Genomic DNA, 19,759 nt, shown 5'->3' with positions numbered 1-19,759 from the left:
CCTGCAAAAAGACAGTCAGTAGCTGTTTTATTACTAAATAAAACAATAAGTTAGTTCAGGATATCGCGAGGGATGGATATGGTGGAGATGGGCGTGTTGATTGTTGATGCCGATGCGCAGCGGCGCCAGCAGTTGGGAACCGTGCTCACGTTTATGGGGATCCTGTGGCAGGATGTCGCAGAAGGGGACCTGGATGTCGCCATCGAATCTTCTGGCCCACTGCAAGGGGTGCTGGTGGGTGAACTGGCAGGTCGCACCTTGCCCGAGTTACTTGCCGCTTTCCCTCGTACCCCCTTTATCTCGCTGGTTGAGGCGGAACTGCCCAACAGCAACTTTATCGGTGTTGCCCAGGCCCCCTTTACCTATGAGTCGCTGACTCGTCACCTGCACTTCTGTCAGGCTTTTGTCTCTCTCCATCCCCGTCAACAGACCCACGACAAGGGGCAGACGTTGCTGCGTTTGCTGGTGGGCAAAGGGAAGGGGATCCAGGAGGTTCGCCGCCTCATCAGCCAGGTGGCCGAGACCGATGCCAACGTGCTGATCCTTGGTGAATCGGGAACCGGCAAAGAAGTGGTGGCCCGTGCCATTCACGAACTCTCGGCCCGCAGTAGTGGCCCCTTTGTGCCTATCAACTGTGGTGCCATTCCTGCCGAGTTGCTTGAGAGCGAACTGTTCGGTCACGAGAAGGGAGCCTTTACCGGCGCCATCGCAGCTCGTCGCGGTCGTTTCGAGCTGGCGCAGGGGGGCACTCTGTTCCTCGACGAGATTGGCGACATGCCGATGCCGATGCAGGTCAAACTGCTGCGGGTATTGCAGGAGCGGCTGTTCGACAGGGTCGGTGGCGGCAAGCCCATTCAGGCCGATGTGCGCATCATTGCGGCGACCCATCGAGATCTGGAGGCATTGATCCGCAGTCAGGGTTTTCGTGAAGATCTCTACTACCGCCTCAACGTCTTCCCCATTGAGACCCCGCCACTGCGGGATCGCATCGATGACATTCCGCTGCTGCTGCAGGAGTTGCTCAACCGTCACGCGGAGCAGCACCACAGTGTGATCCGTCTGACCCAGCGGGCGCTGGAGTCGCTGATGCAGTACCCCTGGCCGGGCAATGTGCGCGAGCTTTCCAACCTGCTGGAGCGGCTGCTTATCCTCTACCCGCAACAGATCGTCGATGTGGCGGATCTGCCGAGTCGTTATCGTCTGTTGCCGAGCGAGCCGCGGGATGAGCGGCTGACCGAGATGGATGAGCGGGATGCGCTGGCGGCGGTGTTCCAGGAGCCGCCGGAGCTGGATCACCCCCTCGCCTCTGCCCGCACCATGCAACTGCCGGAGGAGGGGGTCAATCTCAAGGAGATGCTGGCCGACCTTGAAGTGGAGCTGATCCGCCAGGCGCTGGAGTCGCAGGACGGGGTGGTGGCCCGCGCCGCCGATCTGCTCGGCATGCGCCGTACCACCCTGGTAGAGAAGATGAAAAAGTACGGGATGAGCAAGGACGTTTAAGGGTCAAAGCCTTGACGTTAACATGCAATCTATTGTTTTAATTAACATATTTTAGTGGCATGGAAATTGAATGACCTGACCCAATAGCCAGTTTGAGGTCAGGTTTATGACGATCCAGCAGCAGGACATGCCACTCCAGTCCCACGAAGTGAGCCAGCTCTATGCCATCTTCAAGGCGCTCCCCACCGGGGTGTTGCTGCTTGACGGGGCTGGGGTGGTCACCCGCGCGAATCCGGCAGCCATCTCCCTGCTGGGGGAGCCGTTGGAAGGAGAGCTCTGGCGCCGCATCATTGCCCGCTGTTTTGAACCACGTGAGGATGATGGCCACGAGATCTCCCTGCGCGATGGACGACGGGTCCAGCTTTCTACCCAGCCGCTGCCGGATCAGAGCGGCCAGCTGGTCTTTATCAATGACCTCACTGAAACCCGCAAGCTTCAGGATCGCATCAACCACATGAAGCGGCTGTCGGCGCTGGGCAATATGGCGGCTTCGCTCGCCCACCAGATCCGCACTCCGCTCTCCGCCGCCATGCTCTATGCCGCCAACCTGGCCAACCGTACCCTCAAGCCGGAGTCCCGCAGCCAGTTTCAGCAAAAGCTGATGGCCCGCCTCCAGGATCTGGAGAAGCAGATCAACGACATCCTGCTGTTTGCCCGCAATGGCGACAATCAGGTGGTCACCCCCATCTCGGTACAGGGCTTGCTGGCTGAAGTGCAGGCTGGTGCCGAGGCTTTCTGTCAGCAACAGGGCTGCGAACTGCACATAGAGGCGCCGGAGCCCGATCTCTGCCTGCTGGCCAACAGCAGCGCACTGGCGGGCGCCATCAACAACCTGATCGCCAATGCCCAGCAGGCGGGGGCCACGTCACTCTTGGTCAGCGCGGTGCGCAGTGGTGTCCGGGTGGAGATGCGTGTCATCGACAATGGCAAGGGGATCCCTTCTCACCTGCTTGGTCAGGTATTCGAACCCTTCTTTACCACCCGCTCCCAAGGCACTGGCCTCGGGCTGGCGGTGGTGCAATCCGTCGTGCGTGCCCATCAGGGGGAGGTCGGTGTGGCCTCGGTTCCCGGTGAAGGCACCTGTTTTACTCTGTCGTTCCCCCTGCATCAGCAGCAGGTGCAACTTGGAGGTGCAGCATGAGCCTTGTTAAGGAGCTGTGCCTGCCGAGAGGGAGCCATATCAATGCGGCCAGGTTGGCTGTCGTGGGAGGTGTAGCATGACTCAGGCCCGGATCCTGGTTGTAGAAGATGACAATGGCCTGCGCGAAGCGCTGGTGGATACCCTTTTGCTCGGCGGTTATGAGTGCCGCGAAGCGGACAGCGGCGAGCGTGCTCTGCTGGCCCTCTCCCGTCAGCCGTTTGACATGGTGATCTCCGATATCCAGATGGGGGGAATGGACGGCCTCACCCTGCTGGCTACCATCCGCCAGCAATATCCGCAGATACCTGTGTTGCTGATGACCGCCTACGCCAATATCGACGGCGCGGTGCGCGCCATGCGCGAAGGGGCCATCGACTATCTGGCCAAGCCCTTTTCGCCGGAGGTGCTGCTCAATCAGGTCAGCCGCTATGTGCCTGCTCAGAAGGTGGAAAAACGTGCCGTGGTCTACGGGGATCCCAAAACTGCCGAGCTGTTCCAGCTGGCGACCCGGGTGGCCAGAAGCGAAGCGACCGTGATGGTGACCGGCCCGAGCGGGACGGGTAAAGAGGTGCTGGCCCGTTACATTCACGACAACTCCAGCCGCGCCGAGCAGCCTTTCGTCGCCATCAACTGCGCCGCCATTCCGGAAAACATGCTGGAGGCGACCCTGTTTGGCTACGAGAAGGGGGCTTTCACCGGTGCGGTACAGGGGTGCCCGGGCAAGTTCGAGCAGGCGCAGGGGGGCACCCTGCTGCTTGACGAGATCACCGAGATGGATCAGGGGCTGCAAGCCAAATTGCTGCGGGTGTTGCAGGAGAAAGAGGTGGAGCGGCTCGGCAGTCGCAAGATGATCCCGCTGGATGTGCGGGTCATCGCTACCAGCAACCGGGATTTGAAAAAAGCAGTGCAGGATGGCCTATTCCGCGAAGATCTCTACTATCGCCTCAACGTCTTTCCGCTGCGCTGGTCTGCCCTCTGTGAGCGGCCCGGCGACATTCTGCCGCTGGCGGAGCACCTGCTGGCACTTCATGCCAGTCAGCAGGGGCTGCCGACACCACAGTTGACAGATGCCTCGCGGGAGCGGTTGCTGGCCCACCCCTGGCCCGGCAATGTGCGGGAGCTGGATAACGTGGTACAGCGCGCCCTCATCCTCAGCCCCGACGGGATCATTGATTGTGACCACCTCATTCTGGAGGAGCTGGACGAGCAGGAGATGGAGTTTGTCAGCGTGGATCGCAGCTATGGCGGCGATCGCCTCGGCAGCGAGCTCAAGCAGCAGGAGCACCAGATCATCCTCGACACCCTGCAAGATTGTAACGGCAGCCGCAAGGCGGTGGCCGACCGACTCGGCATCAGCCCGCGCACTCTGCGCTACAAGCTGGCCCAGATGCGGGAGGCGGGGATCGACCTGCCAGCCTGAGGCATGTAGGGAAGCCGCACTGTGTGGGGGCTGTCATGGTCTTGACGGCCCGGCTCGATTATCATGGGGCCCTTGGCGCTTTGAGCCTGGGCCCTGTTTTTATTGGTAAAGCAGGGGACCGAGCCTTAATAAGGGACCCCTATGATCTCTCATCGAAAACTCGAAACCGTACTGAACCATCTGCTCGAACCGCACTCTATCAAGGATTACTGCCCCAACGGCTTGCAAGTGGAGGGGCGCGAACGTATTCGCAAGGTAGTGACCGGTGTCACCGCCAGTCAGGCGCTTATCGACGCGGCGGTGGCTGCCGAAGCCGATGCCATCCTGGTCCATCACGGTTACTTCTGGAGCGGTGAACCGGCCCAGATCACCGGCATGAAGCAGCGTCGGCTCAAGACCCTGCTGACCCACGATATCAACCTGTTTGCCTACCATTTGCCGCTGGATGTCCATCCCGAGGTGGGTAACAACGCCCAGCTAGCCAAGCTGCTCGACATCAAGGTACGCCGCGGTCTGGAGCCGTGGAACAGCAAGAGTGTCGCCATGGTGGGCAAGCTGGAAGAGCCGATGAGTGGCGCCGACTTTGCCAAGCTGATTGCCGAACGCCTTGGCCGCGAACCACTCTATTGTGGCGACAGCGGCCCCGAGCTTATCCGTTCCGTGGCCTGGTGCACCGGTGGCGGTCAGAGCTACATCAATCTGGCGGCGGAGCAGGGCATCGATGCCTTTATCTCCGGTGAAGCCTCCGAGCAGACCATTCACACCGCTCGCGAGATGGGGATGCACTTCTACGCCGCGGGCCATCACGCCACCGAGCGTTACGGCGTCAAGGCGCTGGGGGAGTGGCTGGCGACCGTGCACGGGCTGGATGTCACCTTTATTGATATCGACAATCCGGTCTAAACCTGTCCACGATCTGGCTACGAAACCGTGATCAAGGCTCATGTGCTGCTCGCTTATGTATACAGCAAAAAGTGCTCAGGTATGTCCATACGCTCCGGTTCCTGGGCAGCTTGTAACCTTGTTGACGGTTTCTCGCTGCAGGTCGTGAACAGGTTAAGCCTGTGCCTGTGGTGGGAAAATTCAGGAAATAAAAAGGAGGCCATCGGCCTCCTTTTTCACATTTCGACAAGACGTCTGTTTACTCGCAGGCGTAACCCGCGGGGCCCAGCAGGGCGCCATCCAGTTGCACAGCGCCGTCCACCATCTGCAGCCTGCCTTCGCAGAACCAGCGCACCACCAGCGGGTAGATGCTGTGCTCCTGCGCCTGTACCCGTGCCGCTACCTCGTCCGCCGTGTCCCCTTCAAAGATGGGCACGCGGGCCTGCAGGATAACCGGGCCACCATCCAGCTCTTCGGTCACGAAGTGGACACTGGCGCCGTGTTCACTGTCACCGGCATCTATGGCGCGCTGGTGGGTGTGCAAGCCCTGATACTTGGGCAGCAGGGAGGGGTGGATATTGATCATCCTGCCGGCGAAATGGCGCACCAGATCGCCGCTCAATATCCGCATAAACCCGGCCAGCACCACCAGATCCGGCTTATAGTCTGCCATCAGCGCCAGCAGGGCGGCGTCATACTCCTCCCGGCTGGCAAACTGCTGCTGGGCCAGAATGGAGGTCGCCACGCCAGCTTCTTTGGCGCGAACCAGACCATAGGCATCGGCCTTGTTGCTGATAACGCCGGCCACTTCACCGGCAATCTTGCCGCTGGCGCAGTGGTCGAGGATCGCCTGCAGGTTGCTGCCGCTGCCAGAGATTAGGACGAGGATCCGCATCATTTGATGACGACCTGCTCCTCACCGTCTGCTGCCTTGGCGATATGACCGATGTGCCATGCGTTCTCGCCTTCTGCCTTGAGCAGGGTCAGCGCCTTCTCCAGCTGGTTGGCGGGCAGGGCGATGATCATGCCGACACCGCAGTTGAAGGTGCGATACATCTCGTGACGGGTGACGTTGCCAGCCTGCTGCAGCCAGCTGAACACCGCCGGCCACTGCCAGCTCTGCTCGTCGATCACCGCTTGAGTATTGGCAGGCAATACGCGGGGGATATTCTCCCAGAAGCCACCGCCGGTGATGTGGGAGAGGGCGTGGATCTCGCACTCCTTGATGAGCTTGAGCACAGGTTTCACATAGATGCGGGTCGGCTCCAGCAAGGCATCTGCGAGGGTGCGGTCACCCAGCGGCTGATGCACGTCGGCTTTGGAGACTTCCAGAATTTTACGGATCAGGGAGAAGCCGTTGGAGTGAGGGCCGCTGGCAGCCAGCGCGATCAGGGCATCCCCTTCACCGACCTTGCTGCCGTCGATGATTTCGCTCTTCTCCACCACACCGACGCAGAAACCGGCGATGTCGTAGTCTTCCCCTTCATACATACCCGGCATCTCGGCGGTCTCGCCGCCCACCAGGGCACAGCCTGATTGCTCGCAACCGGCACCGATCCCGGTGACCACCGCGGCTGCGGTGTCCACGTCCAGCTTGCCGGTTGCATAGTAGTCGAGGAAGAACAGCGGCTCGGCGCCCTGTACGATCAGGTCATTGACGCACATGGCCACCAGATCGATGCCCACGGTGTCGTGCTTCTTCAGGTCGATGGCCAGCCGCAGCTTGGTGCCCACACCATCGGTACCGGAGACCAGTACCGGCTCCTTGTAGCCCGCAGGGATTTGACACAAGGCCCCAAAGCCGCCAAGACCACCAAGGACTTCAGGACGACGAGTGCGCTTTGACACGCCCTTGATACGTTCAACCAGTGCATTGCCGGCATCGATATCTACGCCAGCATCCTTGTAGCTCAGTGAGGTTTTGTCAGTCACGAGTATTCCCCGTCATGTAAAGAAGTGGAGGGTAAAATTCGGGGCGTATTCTAACAGTGGCGGTGAAAAACCAGAAAGGAAATCGTTTGCGCGTTTTTGCGCGGAAATGCTCTACAAGCGGTGGCTTTTGTTGTATGATTCCGCGATTTTTTTGCGGCAGGTTAGAGGAGATAATAATGAAAGTCGTTGAAGTCAAACACCCCCTGGTCAAACACAAGATCGGTCTGATGCGTGAAGGCGATATCAGCACCAAGCGTTTCCGTGAACTGGCCAAAGAAGTGGGCAGTTTGTTGACCTATGAAGCGACCTCTGACTTCGAAACCGAGAAGGTTATCATCGATGGCTGGAATGGGCCAGTAGAAGTTGACCAGATCAAAGGCAAGAAGGTAACCGTCGTACCCATCCTGCGTGCTGGCCTTGGCATGATGGATGGCGTGCTGGAGCACATGCCGAGCGCCCGCGTCAGCGTGGTCGGTATCTACCGCGATGAAGAGACCCTGCAACCGGTTCCCTATTTCGAGAAGATCGTCAGCAACATCGAAGAGCGTCTGGCGCTGGTCATCGATCCGATGCTGGCCACCGGCGGCTCCATGATCGCCACCATCGATCTGCTGAAGAAGAAAGGCTGCCAATCCATCAAGGTGCTGGTACTGGTTGCCGCGCCGGAAGGGATCAAGGCGCTGGAAGCGGCTCACCCTGACGTAGAGCTCTACTGCGCTTCTGTCGACCAGGGGCTGAACGAGAAAGGCTACATCGTGCCGGGTCTGGGCGATGCAGGCGACAAGATCTTCGGTACCAAATAAGTTTATGCCTTGACCCGCTTCCCATGTGGAAGGGGTGATCGGAGCCGGCGCATCGCCGGCTCTGCTGTTTGTGGCCGCTTGTGCCAGCCTTGCCGCAGGATGCGCCTTGCCGCTACCATAAGCACACTCTCCCATTTCGAGACTCTGTTCATGTTCAAACGTGTTGTGATCGCCCTCTGCTGCGGCTTGTCATTCATGGCCTCGGCCGCTCAGGTGACCGACCTCTATCAGGGCAAGGCCCCGACCAGTGGCGACATGGTGGCCGCTCAAGGGCAGGCACTGGGTCAGGTGCTGATCAAGGTCACCGGCAAACGCGACATCCTCACCCAACCTGTGGTGGTCAAGGCGCTGGCGGCCCCGGGCGACTATGTCAAAAGCTATGGTTATCAGGATCAGGACTCCGTCAAGTATCTGAAAGCCGAGTTCAAGAGTGACAAGGTTAACAGCCTGGTCTCCGAGAGCCAGTTTGCCCTGCTTGGCCCGGCGCGTCCCCAGATGGCGATCTGGCTGGTGGTGGATCAGGGGGAGCGTCGCCTGCTGGCGGATCAATCCAGCGATGGTTGGGCGCAAGCCTTGCGCGAGCAGGCCCAGACGTTGGGGCTGCCCATCAGCATTCCGCTGATGGATCTCGATGACAACATGGCGGTCAGTGCCACCGACGTCTGGGGACGCTTTGCCGACCCGATTTTGCAGGCAAGCCAGCGCTATGGCGCCGAGATGGTGGTGCTGGGCAAGCTGACACCAGAAGGTGACAAGTGGAGCATCGATTGGGGACTCTACGGCCCCAAGGCGGCCGGTGAAGTGGCCGAGCTGACCCGTGGCAATAGCACCGGCACTCAGGCCGAAGTGGCGCAAGGGTTTGCTGATACCCTAGCGGCCTGGCTGGTGAAAAACTACGGTGCCCGTATCTCGGGTCCGGCAACCAGCCAGACCCTGGTGGTAGATGGCCTCTCCGAAGTGGACAGCATGATCGCCGTGCAGAAGATGCTGCAGGGGATGGCCAACGTCAGCAAGGTGGCGATCGGCAAGCTGGAGGGGGACCAGGTCACCTTCAACTTTACCCTGCAAGGGGATCAGGCCGAGCTGGTACGGGCGCTGCAACTTGAGAGTCGTTTGCGCAAGGTTGACGATAATGGCAGCGGTTTGCGTTACCAATGGTCGCAGCCCTGATTTTATAAGGCTTTTGTAGACCGCCCGGCTTGTCCGGGCGGTTCTCTATCTGCCTTTGCGATGATACACTTAGCCACAAATGTCACAGTCAAAGCCCAACGAGTGAAGCAACCGGCCCAACTGTCTTTAGCCGTACAACTACCGGATGATGAAACCTTCGTCAGTTTTTATCCCGGCAACAATGCTCATCTGATCACCGCCCTCAAGAATGCGGCCATCGGTCAGGGATCGCCTTTCCTCTATTTCTGGGGAGCCAAGGGATCCGGACGCTCTCATCTGCTCCATGCCACCTGTGCCGAGGTCAATGCCCGCGATGCGGCGGCGGCCTATCTCTCCCTCGATCAGTTTGAACAGCTCGATCCCAGCATGCTCGATGCCCTCGAAAGCCTGCCGCTGGTCTGTCTCGACAGCCTCGAGGCGATCGCCGGCAATGCCGTGTGGGAGCGGGCGCTGTTCGATTTCTACAACCGCTGGCAGGAGAAGGGCGAGGGGACGCTGGTGGTCACCGGCTGCAGCGCACCGCGTAAACTGGGACTGCAACTGCCGGATCTCGCTTCGCGCCTCGACTGGGGTGTCAGTTTCCATCTCGAAGAGCTGGATGATGAAGGCAAGCTCAGTGCCCTGCAGCTGCGTGCCGAGCTGCGGGGCTTCAAATTGCCCATCGATGTGGGCCGCTTCCTGCTCAACCGACTCTCCCGCGATATGCGAACCCTGCTCACCACTCTCAATCAGCTCGACAACGCCTCATTTCGCGCCAAGCGCAAGCTCACCATTCCCTTTGTCAAAGAGATCCTCGAGCTCTGATCCTCTCTGCGGTGTGCGGTTGTGGCCTGACTTTCGTTTGAATGGCAGATAAAAAGAAACCCCGACATCAGGCCGGGGTTTTGCTATCTCAAGGGGCTCTGTCTATCAGTGGAACTGATCTTCTTCGGTAGAGCCGGTCAGTGCGGTCACCGAGGATTGGCCACCCTGAATCACGGTAGTCACCTTGTCGAAGTAACCGGTACCGACCTCCTGCTGGTGGGCCACGAAGGTGTAGCCACGGCTGGCGGCAGCAAATTCCGGCTCCTGCACCATCTCGACGTAGTGCTTCATCCCTTCGCCACGGGCGTACTGGTAGGCCAGTTCGTACATGTGGAACCACATGTTGTGGATACCCGCGAGGGTGATGAACTGATACTTGTAGCCCATGTCGGAGAGCTCCTGCTGGAAGCGGGCGATGGTGGCATCGTCCAGATTTTTCTTCCAGTTGAAGCTCGGGGAGCAGTTGTAGGCCAGGATGCGATCCGGGAACTTGGCCTTGATTGCTTCGGCAAATTTACGCGCTTCGTCCAGATCCGGCTTGGCGGTTTCACACCACACCATGTCGGCGTAGGGGGCGTAAGCCAGACCGCGAGCGATGGCCTGATCGATACCGGCACGCACCTTGTAGAATCCTTCAGCAGTGCGCTCACCAGTCAGGAAGTCTGCATCGTACGGGTCGGCGTCGGTGGTCAACAGGTCAGCGGCGTTGGCGTCGGTACGGGCGATCACCAGGGTGGTGGTGCCACATACATCGGCTGCCAGACGGGCGGCAACCAGCTTCTGCACCGCTTCCTGAGTCGGTACCAGCACCTTGCCGCCCATATGACCGCACTTCTTGACGGACGCGAGCTGATCTTCGAAGTGCACGCCAGCGGCGCCCGCTTCAATCATTCCCTTCATCAGTTCGAAGGCGTTCAGCACGCCACCGAAACCGGCTTCCGCATCCGCCACGATCGGCAAGAAGTAGTCGATAAAGCCCTCATCCTGCGGCCCAACCTTGTTGGCCCACTGGATCTGGTCGGCACGGGCGAAGGAGTTGTTGATGCGCTCCACCACGGATGGCACCGAGTTAGCCGGGTAGAGGGACTGATCCGGATACATGGTGGAGGACAAGTTGTTGTCCGCCGCCACCTGCCAGCCGGAGAGGTAGATCGCCTCGATCCCCGCCTTGGCCTGCTGCACCGCCTGACCGCCGGTCAGGGCGCCGAGGCAGTTGACGTAGCCTTTCTTGGCGTCGCCGTGGATCAGGCCCCACAGCTTGTCGGCACCGCGCTGAGCCAGGGTGTGCACCGGCTGCAAGCTGCCGCGCAGGTTCACCACATCTTCGGCGCTGTAGCCGCGCTTGATCCCTTTCCAGCGGGGGTTTTCCGCCCAGTCTTTCTCGATAGCCTGGATCTGTTGCTCACGGGTCAGTGCCATATCAGTTCCCTCTTTCATTGATTTCACGTTTCCATTGACTTGTTATTGGCGAGCCCCGCCCGGGGCCCGTGATTCAGAGCCGCTCGTAACCGGGCAGCGTCAGAAAATCGATCAGGGTATCGGCGCAGGTGATCTCTTCCATCAGTTCGCTTGCCTCGGCAAAGCGTCCTGCCTGCCAGCGCGCGGCGCCCACCTCGGCTTTGACCACCTCCAGCTCCTCGGCCAGCATCTGGCGGAACAGCTCCTTGGTCACCACCTTGCCGTTCGACAGGCTCTTGCCGTGGCGGATCCACTGCCAGATGGAGGTGCGGGAGATCTCGGCGGTGGCGGCATCTTCCATCAGACCGTAGATGGGCACGCAGCCGTTGCCGTTGATCCAGGCCTCCAGATATTGCAGGGCAACCCGGATATTTGTACGCATGCCAGCTTCGGTGCGCTCGCCCTCACAGGGTGCCAGCAGGTCGGCGGCAGTGATGGGGGCATCCTGCTCGCGCAGCACGCCGATCTGGTTCTTGGCGCCAGCCTTAATGGTGGCGTTGAACACCGCCATGGCGGTATCAGCGAGGCCAGGGTGGGCGACCCAGGTACCGTCGTGGCCGTTGTTGGCTTCGCGCTCCTTGTCGGCCTTGACCTTGGCGAAGACCTGCTCGTTGGCGGCAGCGTCCTTGGCCGGAATAAAGGCGGCCATGCCACCCATCGCCAGCGCACACCGCTTGTGACAGGTCTTGATCAGCAGCCGCGAGTAGGCGGAGAGGAACGGCTTGTCCATGGTCACCACCTGACGATCAGGCAGTACCCGATCCGGATGGTTCTTCAAGGTTTTGATATAGCTGAAGATGTAGTCCCAGCGGCCGCAGTTCAGCGCAACGATGTGATCCTTCATCTGATAGAGCAGCTCATCCATCTCGAATACGGCTGGCAGGGTTTCAATCAGCACGGTGGCCTTGATGGTGCCACGGGGCAGACCGAACTTGTCCTCGGTCCAGGCGAACACTTCGCTCCACCAGCGCCCTTCCAGATGGCTCTGCAACTTGGGCACGTAGAAGTAGGGGCCCGAGCCTTTGGCCAGCAGCGCCTGATAGTTGTGCAGGAAGTAGAGAGCAAAATCGAACAGGCCACCGGGGATCGGCTCGCCATCGAAGGTGACATGTTTTTCCGGCAGGTGCAGACCGCGCACCCGGCAGATGAGCACCGCCGGATTGTGGGTCAGGGTGTAGGCCTTTCCTTCCGGACTGGTGTAAGAGATGGTGCCGTTGACCGCATCTCGCAGGTTGATTTGGCCCTCGATCACCTTATTCCAGGCGGGAGCCAGTGAATCCTCGAAATCCGCCATGAACACCTTGACGTTGGCGTTGAGGGCGTTGATCACCATCTTGCGCTCGACCGGGCCGGTGATCTCCACACGGCGGTCTTGCAGGTCGGTGGGAATACCGCGAATGGTCCAGTCACCTTCACGGATGTGGGCGGTTTCCGGCAGGAAGTCCGGCAGCTCGCCGCCATCGATACGGGCCTGGCGTGCCACACGTTGTTTCAGCAATTCCCCTCTTTGGGGAGCAAAACGTTCCACCAGTTCGGAGACCAGAGCCACCGCGTCCGGCGTCAGAATTTGCGCGTATTCGGGTAGCATCTCGCCCTGGATGCGAAGGCGGGCGCTGCAGTGGGTCTGAGCCGGTGCCGACATAAGGTTCACTCCTTTGAGAATTACATTTTGAACTTATTAACTACGACTAAAGTCGAATCCCTGTTCCTGAAACGTTCCCGCAACAACGGGGTAACACGATTGATAAGGTGCGAAATATTGTTGAGTACGTCAACAGTTTTTTTTAAACGCCCGTTTTTTCGATATGGTTAAGTTGATGTTTTTTATTGCTTTATTGGATTGGTATAAAAGCTCTACGCAGATGGTTATGCTCCTGCTTTTTCCCATCGGACAACGGCTAATTTGGGCCGTTACCCTGCCCCTCGTTTTGTAGCTTATTACGTAATAAAATTACAAATGCAAAAACAAATCCCGACCTAACTCCAGGCTTTGCCAAAACAGCCGTATAAAGTGCGTTTGAATATGGCAATGAACATTTTGCTATTGCTATACCTGATTGGTGAACGTGCGTTTTAAACTTGGTATGGTGATGCGGGCTCTGTTGGCACCAGCGGTTGCAACGATGGAAAGTGAAGCGCAATAACGTAGGTTTGTATCAGTTGTCGGGGGGAATGCCGGGGAGGGAAGGGGGAGATACATCAGTCAATAATACTGCCATCCTTGATAAAATTAGCAGTTTGTCGTTTTTTGCAGATTTCTCGCCAAGGGTATGAAACGGAGTGCGTTGAACAGGCGATGCGCCGGTGATTGAGCGGCCATCTGGCCGGGCTCAATAGTCATCATCCGGTTCGGCAAGATCGATTACATCCAGCTGGATGACCTGTTCATCTTCGTTTTCGGTATGGCAAGGGGTATCGTGAGGAACGGAATAAAGCGCAATAGCGGGTGCGAAATTGGTGTTCTGGTTCATGCCTGGTCCTGTGTTGCACGCAAGCCGGACAGTGATCCCTTCACTCGTGTTTCCACCTCCCTGTGTTGTCTACCGGCGGAAAGTTGCGCATCTTAATGAGTTCGGCAAAAAGATTCAAGTGGTTCTGGGTGTTTTTTGTTCTTGGTGGGCTGGCATCGTCAGAAGGATAAATCGGAAGCAAAAAAATAGCCCAGTCGTTTGACTGGGCTATTCTCGGGGAAAATGGTCGGTGTGAGAGGATTCGAACCTCCGACCCTCTACACCCCATGCAGATGCGCTACCTGGCTGCGCTACACACCGACGGAGTCAGACTCGGCTGACGGGGAGGAAGTCTAATAGCATGGCCAAACGGGTGCAACTCCTTTTTTATCATAGAGATGCCGATTGCTTCTTTATTGCTCAGTCGGGATGCGGCTTGGGTCTGACGTGCAGATTTGGCATAATCGCTGCCCTGTCACCGCTAGCTATCATGCCTGCTATCTATGGAATCATCTGACAGGTATGGATAGCTGGAATGTAAAAAGCACAATTGAACAATATAAAGAGGGGATGGGCGTGAAACCATCAGAGGTCCCAGAAACACTGGGTCAGGCTCCGAGTCAGACCGCGCAGGATGAACAGTGGATGCGCCATGCTATGGCATTGGCCGCCCGGGCCGAAGGGATTGGCGAGATCCCGGTCGGTGCCGTTCTGGTGCTGGATGGTCAGGTGGTGGGCGAGGGGTGGAACCGCTCCATCAGCGAACACGATGCCTGTGCCCATGCCGAGGTGATGGCAATTCGGGCAGCGGGCCAGCAGCTTGCGAACTACCGCCTGCTCGACACCACACTTTATGTGACGCTGGAACCCTGCTGCATGTGTGCCGGTGCGCTGATCCATAGCCGGGTCAAGCGGGTGGTTTACGGCGCACGTGATCTCAAGACCGGTGCTGCGGGGTCGGTGTTCGAGATCTTGCAGGACCCGCGCCACAACCACAGTGTCGAGCTGACCGGCGGTGTGCTGGCCGATGCCTGCTCGACCCAGTTGTCGGCCTTCTTCAAGCGTCGCCGCGCCGAGAAAAAGGCGGTCAAACTGGCGCTGCAACAATCAAACGATGCCCTTTCCTGAATGATTTGGGGGCAGCACAGGCTGCCCTTGCTGATTATTCTCACAAATATCTCTTTATAAACAATATATTGTGTTCACTTTCCCTCGAAAGGACCCCCGCCCATTTTTCCACTAGCAACCTCGGTTAAAGCGCTCTCGATGTAACAAAACTGTCATGCAACCGCCATATAATGCCGCCAAGCCTAGCTTACATTGAGGTCTTGCATGTCATCGGAATCGTTAAACCTGGTCATGGCGGGCAGTAGAAAACGCCGGATCAAGGATAAATTGGCCAAATATGGCGTCACCACAGGCGGAGCCCTGGTACTGGTGGCGCTGCTGCTTATCTTCTTTTATCTGCTCTATGTGGTGAAACCCATCTTCAATGGCGCCTCCATGGAGCCAACTGCCTCATTTACCCTGCCTGCCGCAGGGAAGACCGCCTGGCTCGGCGTGGAAGAGCAGAACGAGATCGGCTATCGCTTCAGCGATAAAGGACTGGTCAACTTCTTCGCGGTGCAGGGAGATGACAAGATCAAGGTCGGGCAATCCCTTGGTCATGCTGAGGTCACCGGTGATGTCACTGCGGTGGCGCCACCGTCCCCTGGTCAGAAGCTGATCGCCTACGGTTTCGCCGATGGCAAGGCGCAGGTCGTCCAGCCTGCGTTCAAGGTCTCCTATCCCAACGATGTGCGGGTGATCGAACCCAGTCTGCAATATCCCTTTGGCGAGGAGCCGGTAGTGGTCGATCCGCAGGGCAAAGCGCTGCGTGCCATGGTATTTGAGGCCACCAAGGACAAGATGGCGACCGCCGCCGTGACCGAAGATGGTCGTGGCGTACTGATGGTGATGAGCGGTGAGGAGAACTTCCTCTCCGGCGAGATTGAGTGGAGCAGTGAGAACTACACCATTCCGTCCCTGCCGCGCCATGTGGATCAGATGCTTTTGACCCCCAATCTGCGGATCCTCTTTGTGCGGGAAGGCAATCGTCTCTCTGTCTATGACATTCATGACCTGAGCAATATATCCGTGCGCAATGTGCTGGAGATCAATGCGCCAGATGCCAACGTGACCCGGGTCGAGCTGCTCTCCGGTGCCTCCTCCCTGCTGGTGGGCAACGACAACGGCATCATCTCCCAGTGGTTTGAAGTGGCAAAAGATGGCAAACGCCAGTTCACCCAGATCCGTGACTTCAAGGGCGATGGCGCGGTGGATCTTCTGACCCCCGAGCACTATCGCAAAGCCTTCATCAGTGCCGACAAGGACGGCATCATCAGCTTCTTCCACGCCACTGGCGAGACCAAGCTGCTGACCGAGACGGTGGAAGGGGGTGAACTCTCTGCCCTGGCCATCTCCCCCCGTCACAACCTGTTGCTGATGCAGCAAGGGGAGACCTTCAAGCTTTTCTCGGTGGAGAACGATCACCCCGAGGTGACCTGGTCGGCCCTGTGGCAAAAGGTATGGTATGAAGGGTATCCGGAGCCCCAGTATGTGTGGCAATCCACCTCCGCCAGCAACGACTTTGAAGCCAAGCTGAGCCTGGTGCCACTGGTATTCGGTACTCTGAAGGCATCTTTCTACGCCATGGTGTTTGCGGTGCCGCTCGGCGTGGCCGGTGCCATCTATACCGCCTACTTCATGTCGGCGGGGCTGCGCAAATACGTCAAGCCGACGGTCGAGATCATGGCGGCGCTGCCGACCGTTATCCTGGGTTTCCTGGCGGGTCTGTGGCTGGCACCCATCATAGAGGGGGCGCTGCCCGGGGTGATCCTGCTGCTGGTGCTGCTGCCGATGGGGATGCTGCTGACTGCGCTTATCTGGAACTATCTGCCGGAGCGAGGCAAGTCCTGGCTGCCGGAGGGATGGCACGCCATCCTGCTTATTCCAGTGCTGCTGCTGATTGGCTGGGGGGCCTTCGCCCTGAGCCCGCTCATCGAGAATGCCTTTATGCACGGTGATTCGCGCATCTGGCTGACCCACGAAATGGGTATCAAGTTTGACCAGCGCAATTCGCTGGTGGTCGGTATCGCCATGGGCTTTGCGGTCATCCCCACCATCTTCTCCATCGCCGAAGATGCGGTCTTCTCGGTGCCCAAGCACCTGACCCAGGGCTCGCTGGCGTTGGGGGCTACCCCGTGGCAGACCCTGAGCCGGGTGGTGATCCTCACTGCCAGCCCGGGCATCTTCTCGGCGGTGATGATGGGCCTTGGCCGTGCCGTGGGCGAAACCATGATCGTACTGATGGCTACCGGCAACACCCCCATCATGGACTTCTCCATGTTCCAGGGGCTGCGTACTCTGGCCGCCAACATTGCGGTGGAGATGCCGGAGTCGGAAGTGGGCAGCTCCCACTATCGGGTATTGTTCCTCGCGGCCTTCGTCCTGTTTGTGTTCACCTTTATGTTCAACACCCTGGCCGAGTTTGTCCGTCAGCGGTTGCGTGAAAAATACAGCTCGATGTGAGGGGCGGCTCTGTAATGGACAAGGAATCGACAATGGGTAAGTGGTTTAAATCAGGGGCCCCCTGGATCTGGATGACCGGCGGAGCCGTCAGCCTGAGTCTGGTGGCGGTACTGGGTCTGCTGCTGCTGATCGGATGGCGTGGTCTGGTCTACTTCTGGCCGCACCCCATCTATGAGTGGCAGCTGGAGGACGCCAGCGGCAACAAGAGCGTGCTGATCGGCGAGATCAACGATCGCGAGCTGGTGCCGGTGGAGCGACTGCGCGCCGCAGGTCTGCCGCTGGAGGGGGAAGAGCGCGAGCTGCTGACCCGCTATCTGGTCAAGACCGGCAACCGTGAGTTCGTCGACCTCGATTTTCGCTGGGTACTGGAGACGGACATCAAGTCCCAGAGCCAGCCAGCCGAGCTGGCCATGGTTGAGCGTGCCACCAACGGTAACTTCTACGGTTATATCGTCGGGGTAAAAGAGGATGGCCGCGAGCTGACTTCGGATCTGCATCCTGCCCTGCAGCGGGTGCTGGCGAGAGCCAATGCCCTCTCCGAACAGGCCAACGATCTGCAAAAAGGGGACATCGGCAGCATCAACTATCAGCTGGAGCGGCTGCGCCTGAAAGAGCGCAAGGCCGAGCTGGAAGAGAAGCTGACCGATCAGCTGAAAGCTCAGCTGGAGCGTGAACGTCAGGCCCTTAACGATCGTTATCAGGTGCTGGAAAAAGAGCTCTTCTCACTGCGCAGTCAGGCTGACCGGGACAGCATCACCGTCAAGGATATGCGTGGCGAGCTGGTGACCATGCCCATGTCCAGGGTACTGGATGTGGTATGGCCCAACGACATGAGCCTGCTGGCCAAGGTGGGTCACTGGTTCCACCAGATCGGCAAGTTTGTATCCGACGATCCCCGTGAGGCGAACACCGAGGGCGGCGTCTTCCCGGCCATCTTCGGCACCGTCTTCATGGTGTTCCTGATGGCGATCATCGTGACCCCGCTCGGCGTGGTGGCGGCGGTCTACCTGCACGAGTACGCAGGCAAGAACAGCCTGACCAAGATCATCCGCATCGCGGTGATCAATCTGGCGGGCGTGCCCTCCATCGTCTACGGCGTGTTTGGTCTGGGCTTCTTCGTCTACACGCTCGGTGGCTCGCTGGATCAGCTGTTCTACCCGGAAGCGCTGCCGAGCCCGACCTTTGGTTCACCTGGCGTGATCTGGTCGGCGCTGACCCTGGCCATCCTGACCCTGCCGGTGGTGATCGTCTCCACCGAAGAGGGGCTGGCGCGGATCCCGAGCACCATCCGTCAGGGCTCGTTGGCACTGGGCGCCACCCAGGCCGAGACCCTGTGGCGCATCGTGCTGCCGATGGCGAGCCCGGCCATCATGACCGGCCTTATTCTGGCGATTGCCCGTGCAGCCGGTGAAGTGGCGCCACTGATGCTGGTGGGGGTGGTGAAACTGGCACCGACCCTGCCGATGGATGGCAACTTCCCGTATCTGCATGTGGAGCGCAAGTTCATGCACCTGGGCTTCCACATCTATGACGTCGGCTTCCAGAGCCCCAACGTCGAGGCGGCCCGCCCGCTGGTCTATGCCACCTCCTTCCTGCTGGTGACGGTGATCGTGGGTCTGAACCTGACCGCTATCGGTATTCGTAACCACTTGCGCGAGAAATTCCGCTCGCTGGAACATTGATAGGCCAGCCACCACAGAGACGGGCAGGGGACAGGGTTCCCTGCCAGCCAAGCGTTCCGGCCGCGGGCGATGAGATTGCCCGCCGCCACCGACAGATTTTGAGGTAACAGATGATCAACGTAACGACCACGTCTACCCAGCACACCGCGCTGGACCTGCTTAACCTGAGCCCGGAGCAGACCGCGCTGGAGGTGAAGGATCTCAACCTGTACTACGGCAGCAAGCAGGCGTTGTTCAACGTCAACATGAAGATCCCCAAAGGGCAGGTGACCGCCTTTATCGGCCCGTCAGGCTGTGGCAAATCGACCCTGCTGCGCTGCATCAACCGGATGAACGATCTGGTGGAGATCTGCCGCATCGACGGGGAGATCCTGCTGCACGGCCACAACATCTATGACAAGAGCGTGGATGTCTCCGCCCTGCGCCGTCAGGTGGGCATGGTGTTCCAGCGCCCGAACCCGTTCCCCAAGTCTATTTACGAGAACGTGGTCTATGGTCTGCGCCTGCAGGGGATCAACGATCGCCGCACTCTGGATGAGGCCGCCGAGCGCTCCCTGCGCGGTGCGGCCCTGTGGGACGAGGTGAAGGATCGTCTGCACGACAACGCCTTCGGTCTCTCCGGGGGTCAGCAGCAGCGTCTGGTGATCGCCCGCGCCATCGCCATCGAGCCGGAAGTGTTGCTGCTCGATGAACCGACCTCGGCGCTCGACCCCATCTCCACCCTCACCATCGAGGAGTTGATCAACGAGCTCAAGAGCCAGTTCACCGTGGTGATTGTGACCCACAACATGCAACAGGCCGCGCGGGTGTCGGATCAGACCGCCTTCATGTACATGGGCGAGCTTATCGAGTACTCGGATACCAACACCATCTTCACTACACCGGCCAAGAAGAAGACCGAGGATTACATCACAGGTCGCTATGGCTAAGGCGTGGTTGAACAAGGG

16 protein-coding genes and 1 tRNA gene are annotated in these 19,759 nt (G+C 59.1%); 11 read left to right on the top strand and 6 right to left on the bottom strand.

Annotated features, from left to right (window positions below):
- Nucleotides 1-78: 78 nt before the first annotated feature.
- From I6L44_RS08865 to I6L44_RS08850, 4 genes are all read left to right on the top strand, one after another.
- The gene (locus I6L44_RS08865) at nucleotides 79-1,500 is read left to right on the top strand and encodes a sigma-54 dependent transcriptional regulator (protein ID WP_216954401.1); all 1,422 of its coding nucleotides are present in this window, start codon (nucleotides 79-81) and stop codon (nucleotides 1,498-1,500) included.
- A gap of 106 nt (nucleotides 1,501-1,606) precedes the next feature.
- Nucleotides 1,607-2,641, top strand: coding sequence for a PAS domain-containing sensor histidine kinase (locus I6L44_RS08860; RefSeq protein WP_216954098.1), 1,035 nt, complete (start codon nucleotides 1,607-1,609; stop codon nucleotides 2,639-2,641).
- A 76-nt stretch (nucleotides 2,642-2,717) separates the two neighbouring features.
- A complete protein-coding gene (locus I6L44_RS08855; protein WP_216954096.1) occupies nucleotides 2,718-4,061 on the top strand; it encodes a sigma-54 dependent transcriptional regulator in 1,344 nt (447 codons plus the stop codon).
- Between the two features lie 141 nt (nucleotides 4,062-4,202).
- Nucleotides 4,203-4,964 (top strand): Nif3-like dinuclear metal center hexameric protein, encoded by a 762-nt coding sequence (locus I6L44_RS08850; protein WP_216954095.1) that lies wholly within the window; start codon nucleotides 4,203-4,205, stop codon nucleotides 4,962-4,964.
- Nucleotides 4,965-5,202: 238 nt separating this feature from the next.
- On the opposite strand, the gene purN is transcribed toward I6L44_RS08850, so the two are convergent.
- Entirely contained in the window at nucleotides 5,203-5,841 is a 639-nt protein-coding gene (gene purN / locus I6L44_RS08845; protein ID WP_216954093.1) for a phosphoribosylglycinamide formyltransferase, read from the bottom strand.
- Nucleotides 5,838-6,875: a phosphoribosylformylglycinamidine cyclo-ligase gene (purM, locus tag I6L44_RS08840; protein ID WP_042080181.1), complete on the bottom strand. Its 1,038-nt coding sequence runs from the start codon at nucleotides 6,873-6,875 to the stop codon at nucleotides 5,838-5,840. Before purM ends, purN begins: the two co-directional genes overlap by 4 nt.
- Nucleotides 6,876-7,051: 176 nt before the next feature.
- On the opposite strand from purM, the gene upp reads away from it, so the two are divergent.
- From upp to hda, 3 genes are all read left to right on the top strand, one after another.
- Nucleotides 7,052-7,678, top strand: a complete 627-nt coding sequence (gene upp, locus I6L44_RS08835) for a uracil phosphoribosyltransferase (RefSeq protein ID WP_005334115.1) — start codon at nucleotides 7,052-7,054, stop codon at nucleotides 7,676-7,678.
- Between the two features lie 150 nt (nucleotides 7,679-7,828).
- On the top strand, nucleotides 7,829-8,848 hold the full coding sequence (locus tag I6L44_RS08830; protein ID WP_216954091.1) for a DUF2066 domain-containing protein: 1,020 nt from the start codon (nucleotides 7,829-7,831) through the stop codon (nucleotides 8,846-8,848).
- Nucleotides 8,849-8,950: 102 nt separating this feature from the next.
- Complete coding sequence (gene hda, locus I6L44_RS08825) at nucleotides 8,951-9,652, top strand: DnaA inactivator Hda (RefSeq protein ID WP_013723920.1); 702 nt, start codon at nucleotides 8,951-8,953, stop codon at nucleotides 9,650-9,652.
- Between the two features lie 105 nt (nucleotides 9,653-9,757).
- Here hda and aceA read toward each other — a convergent pair whose 3' ends face one another.
- From aceA to I6L44_RS08805, 4 genes are all read right to left on the bottom strand, one after another.
- Complete coding sequence (aceA, locus tag I6L44_RS08820; protein WP_005344572.1) at nucleotides 9,758-11,071, bottom strand: isocitrate lyase; 1,314 nt, start codon at nucleotides 11,069-11,071, stop codon at nucleotides 9,758-9,760.
- Between the two features lie 73 nt (nucleotides 11,072-11,144).
- Nucleotides 11,145-12,752, bottom strand: coding sequence for a malate synthase A (gene aceB / locus I6L44_RS08815; protein ID WP_216954089.1), 1,608 nt, complete (start codon nucleotides 12,750-12,752; stop codon nucleotides 11,145-11,147).
- Between the two features lie 688 nt (nucleotides 12,753-13,440).
- The gene (locus I6L44_RS08810; RefSeq protein ID WP_216954087.1) at nucleotides 13,441-13,581 is read right to left on the bottom strand and encodes a hypothetical protein; all 141 of its coding nucleotides are present in this window, start codon (nucleotides 13,579-13,581) and stop codon (nucleotides 13,441-13,443) included.
- 223 nt (nucleotides 13,582-13,804) lie between these two features.
- Nucleotides 13,805-13,881: transfer RNA gene (locus I6L44_RS08805), tRNA-Pro, on the bottom strand.
- A 255-nt stretch (nucleotides 13,882-14,136) separates the two neighbouring features.
- Between I6L44_RS08805 and tadA the strand changes: the two genes are divergently transcribed.
- The 4 genes from tadA (at nucleotide 14,137) to pstB (ending at nucleotide 19,741) form a co-directional block, all read left to right on the top strand.
- Nucleotides 14,137-14,688, top strand: a complete 552-nt coding sequence (gene tadA / locus I6L44_RS08800; RefSeq protein WP_216954085.1) for a tRNA adenosine(34) deaminase TadA — start codon at nucleotides 14,137-14,139, stop codon at nucleotides 14,686-14,688.
- A gap of 204 nt (nucleotides 14,689-14,892) precedes the next feature.
- A complete protein-coding gene (locus tag I6L44_RS08795; RefSeq protein WP_216954083.1) occupies nucleotides 14,893-17,130 on the top strand; it encodes an ABC transporter permease subunit in 2,238 nt (745 codons plus the stop codon).
- A 32-nt stretch (nucleotides 17,131-17,162) separates the two neighbouring features.
- Nucleotides 17,163-18,812: a phosphate ABC transporter permease PstA gene (gene pstA / locus I6L44_RS08790; RefSeq protein ID WP_042012620.1), complete on the top strand. Its 1,650-nt coding sequence runs from the start codon at nucleotides 17,163-17,165 to the stop codon at nucleotides 18,810-18,812.
- Between the two features lie 110 nt (nucleotides 18,813-18,922).
- Complete coding sequence (gene pstB, locus I6L44_RS08785; protein ID WP_216954080.1) at nucleotides 18,923-19,741, top strand: phosphate ABC transporter ATP-binding protein PstB; 819 nt, start codon at nucleotides 18,923-18,925, stop codon at nucleotides 19,739-19,741.
- Nucleotides 19,742-19,759: the final 18 nt, after the last annotated feature.

Origin of the sequence: Aeromonas sp. FDAARGOS 1414, assembly GCF_019047065.1 — a bacterium.
Taxonomy (GTDB): Bacteria; Pseudomonadota; Gammaproteobacteria; order Enterobacterales; family Aeromonadaceae; genus Aeromonas; species Aeromonas veronii_A.
This window is presented reverse-complemented; position numbering and strand designations above follow the sequence as displayed.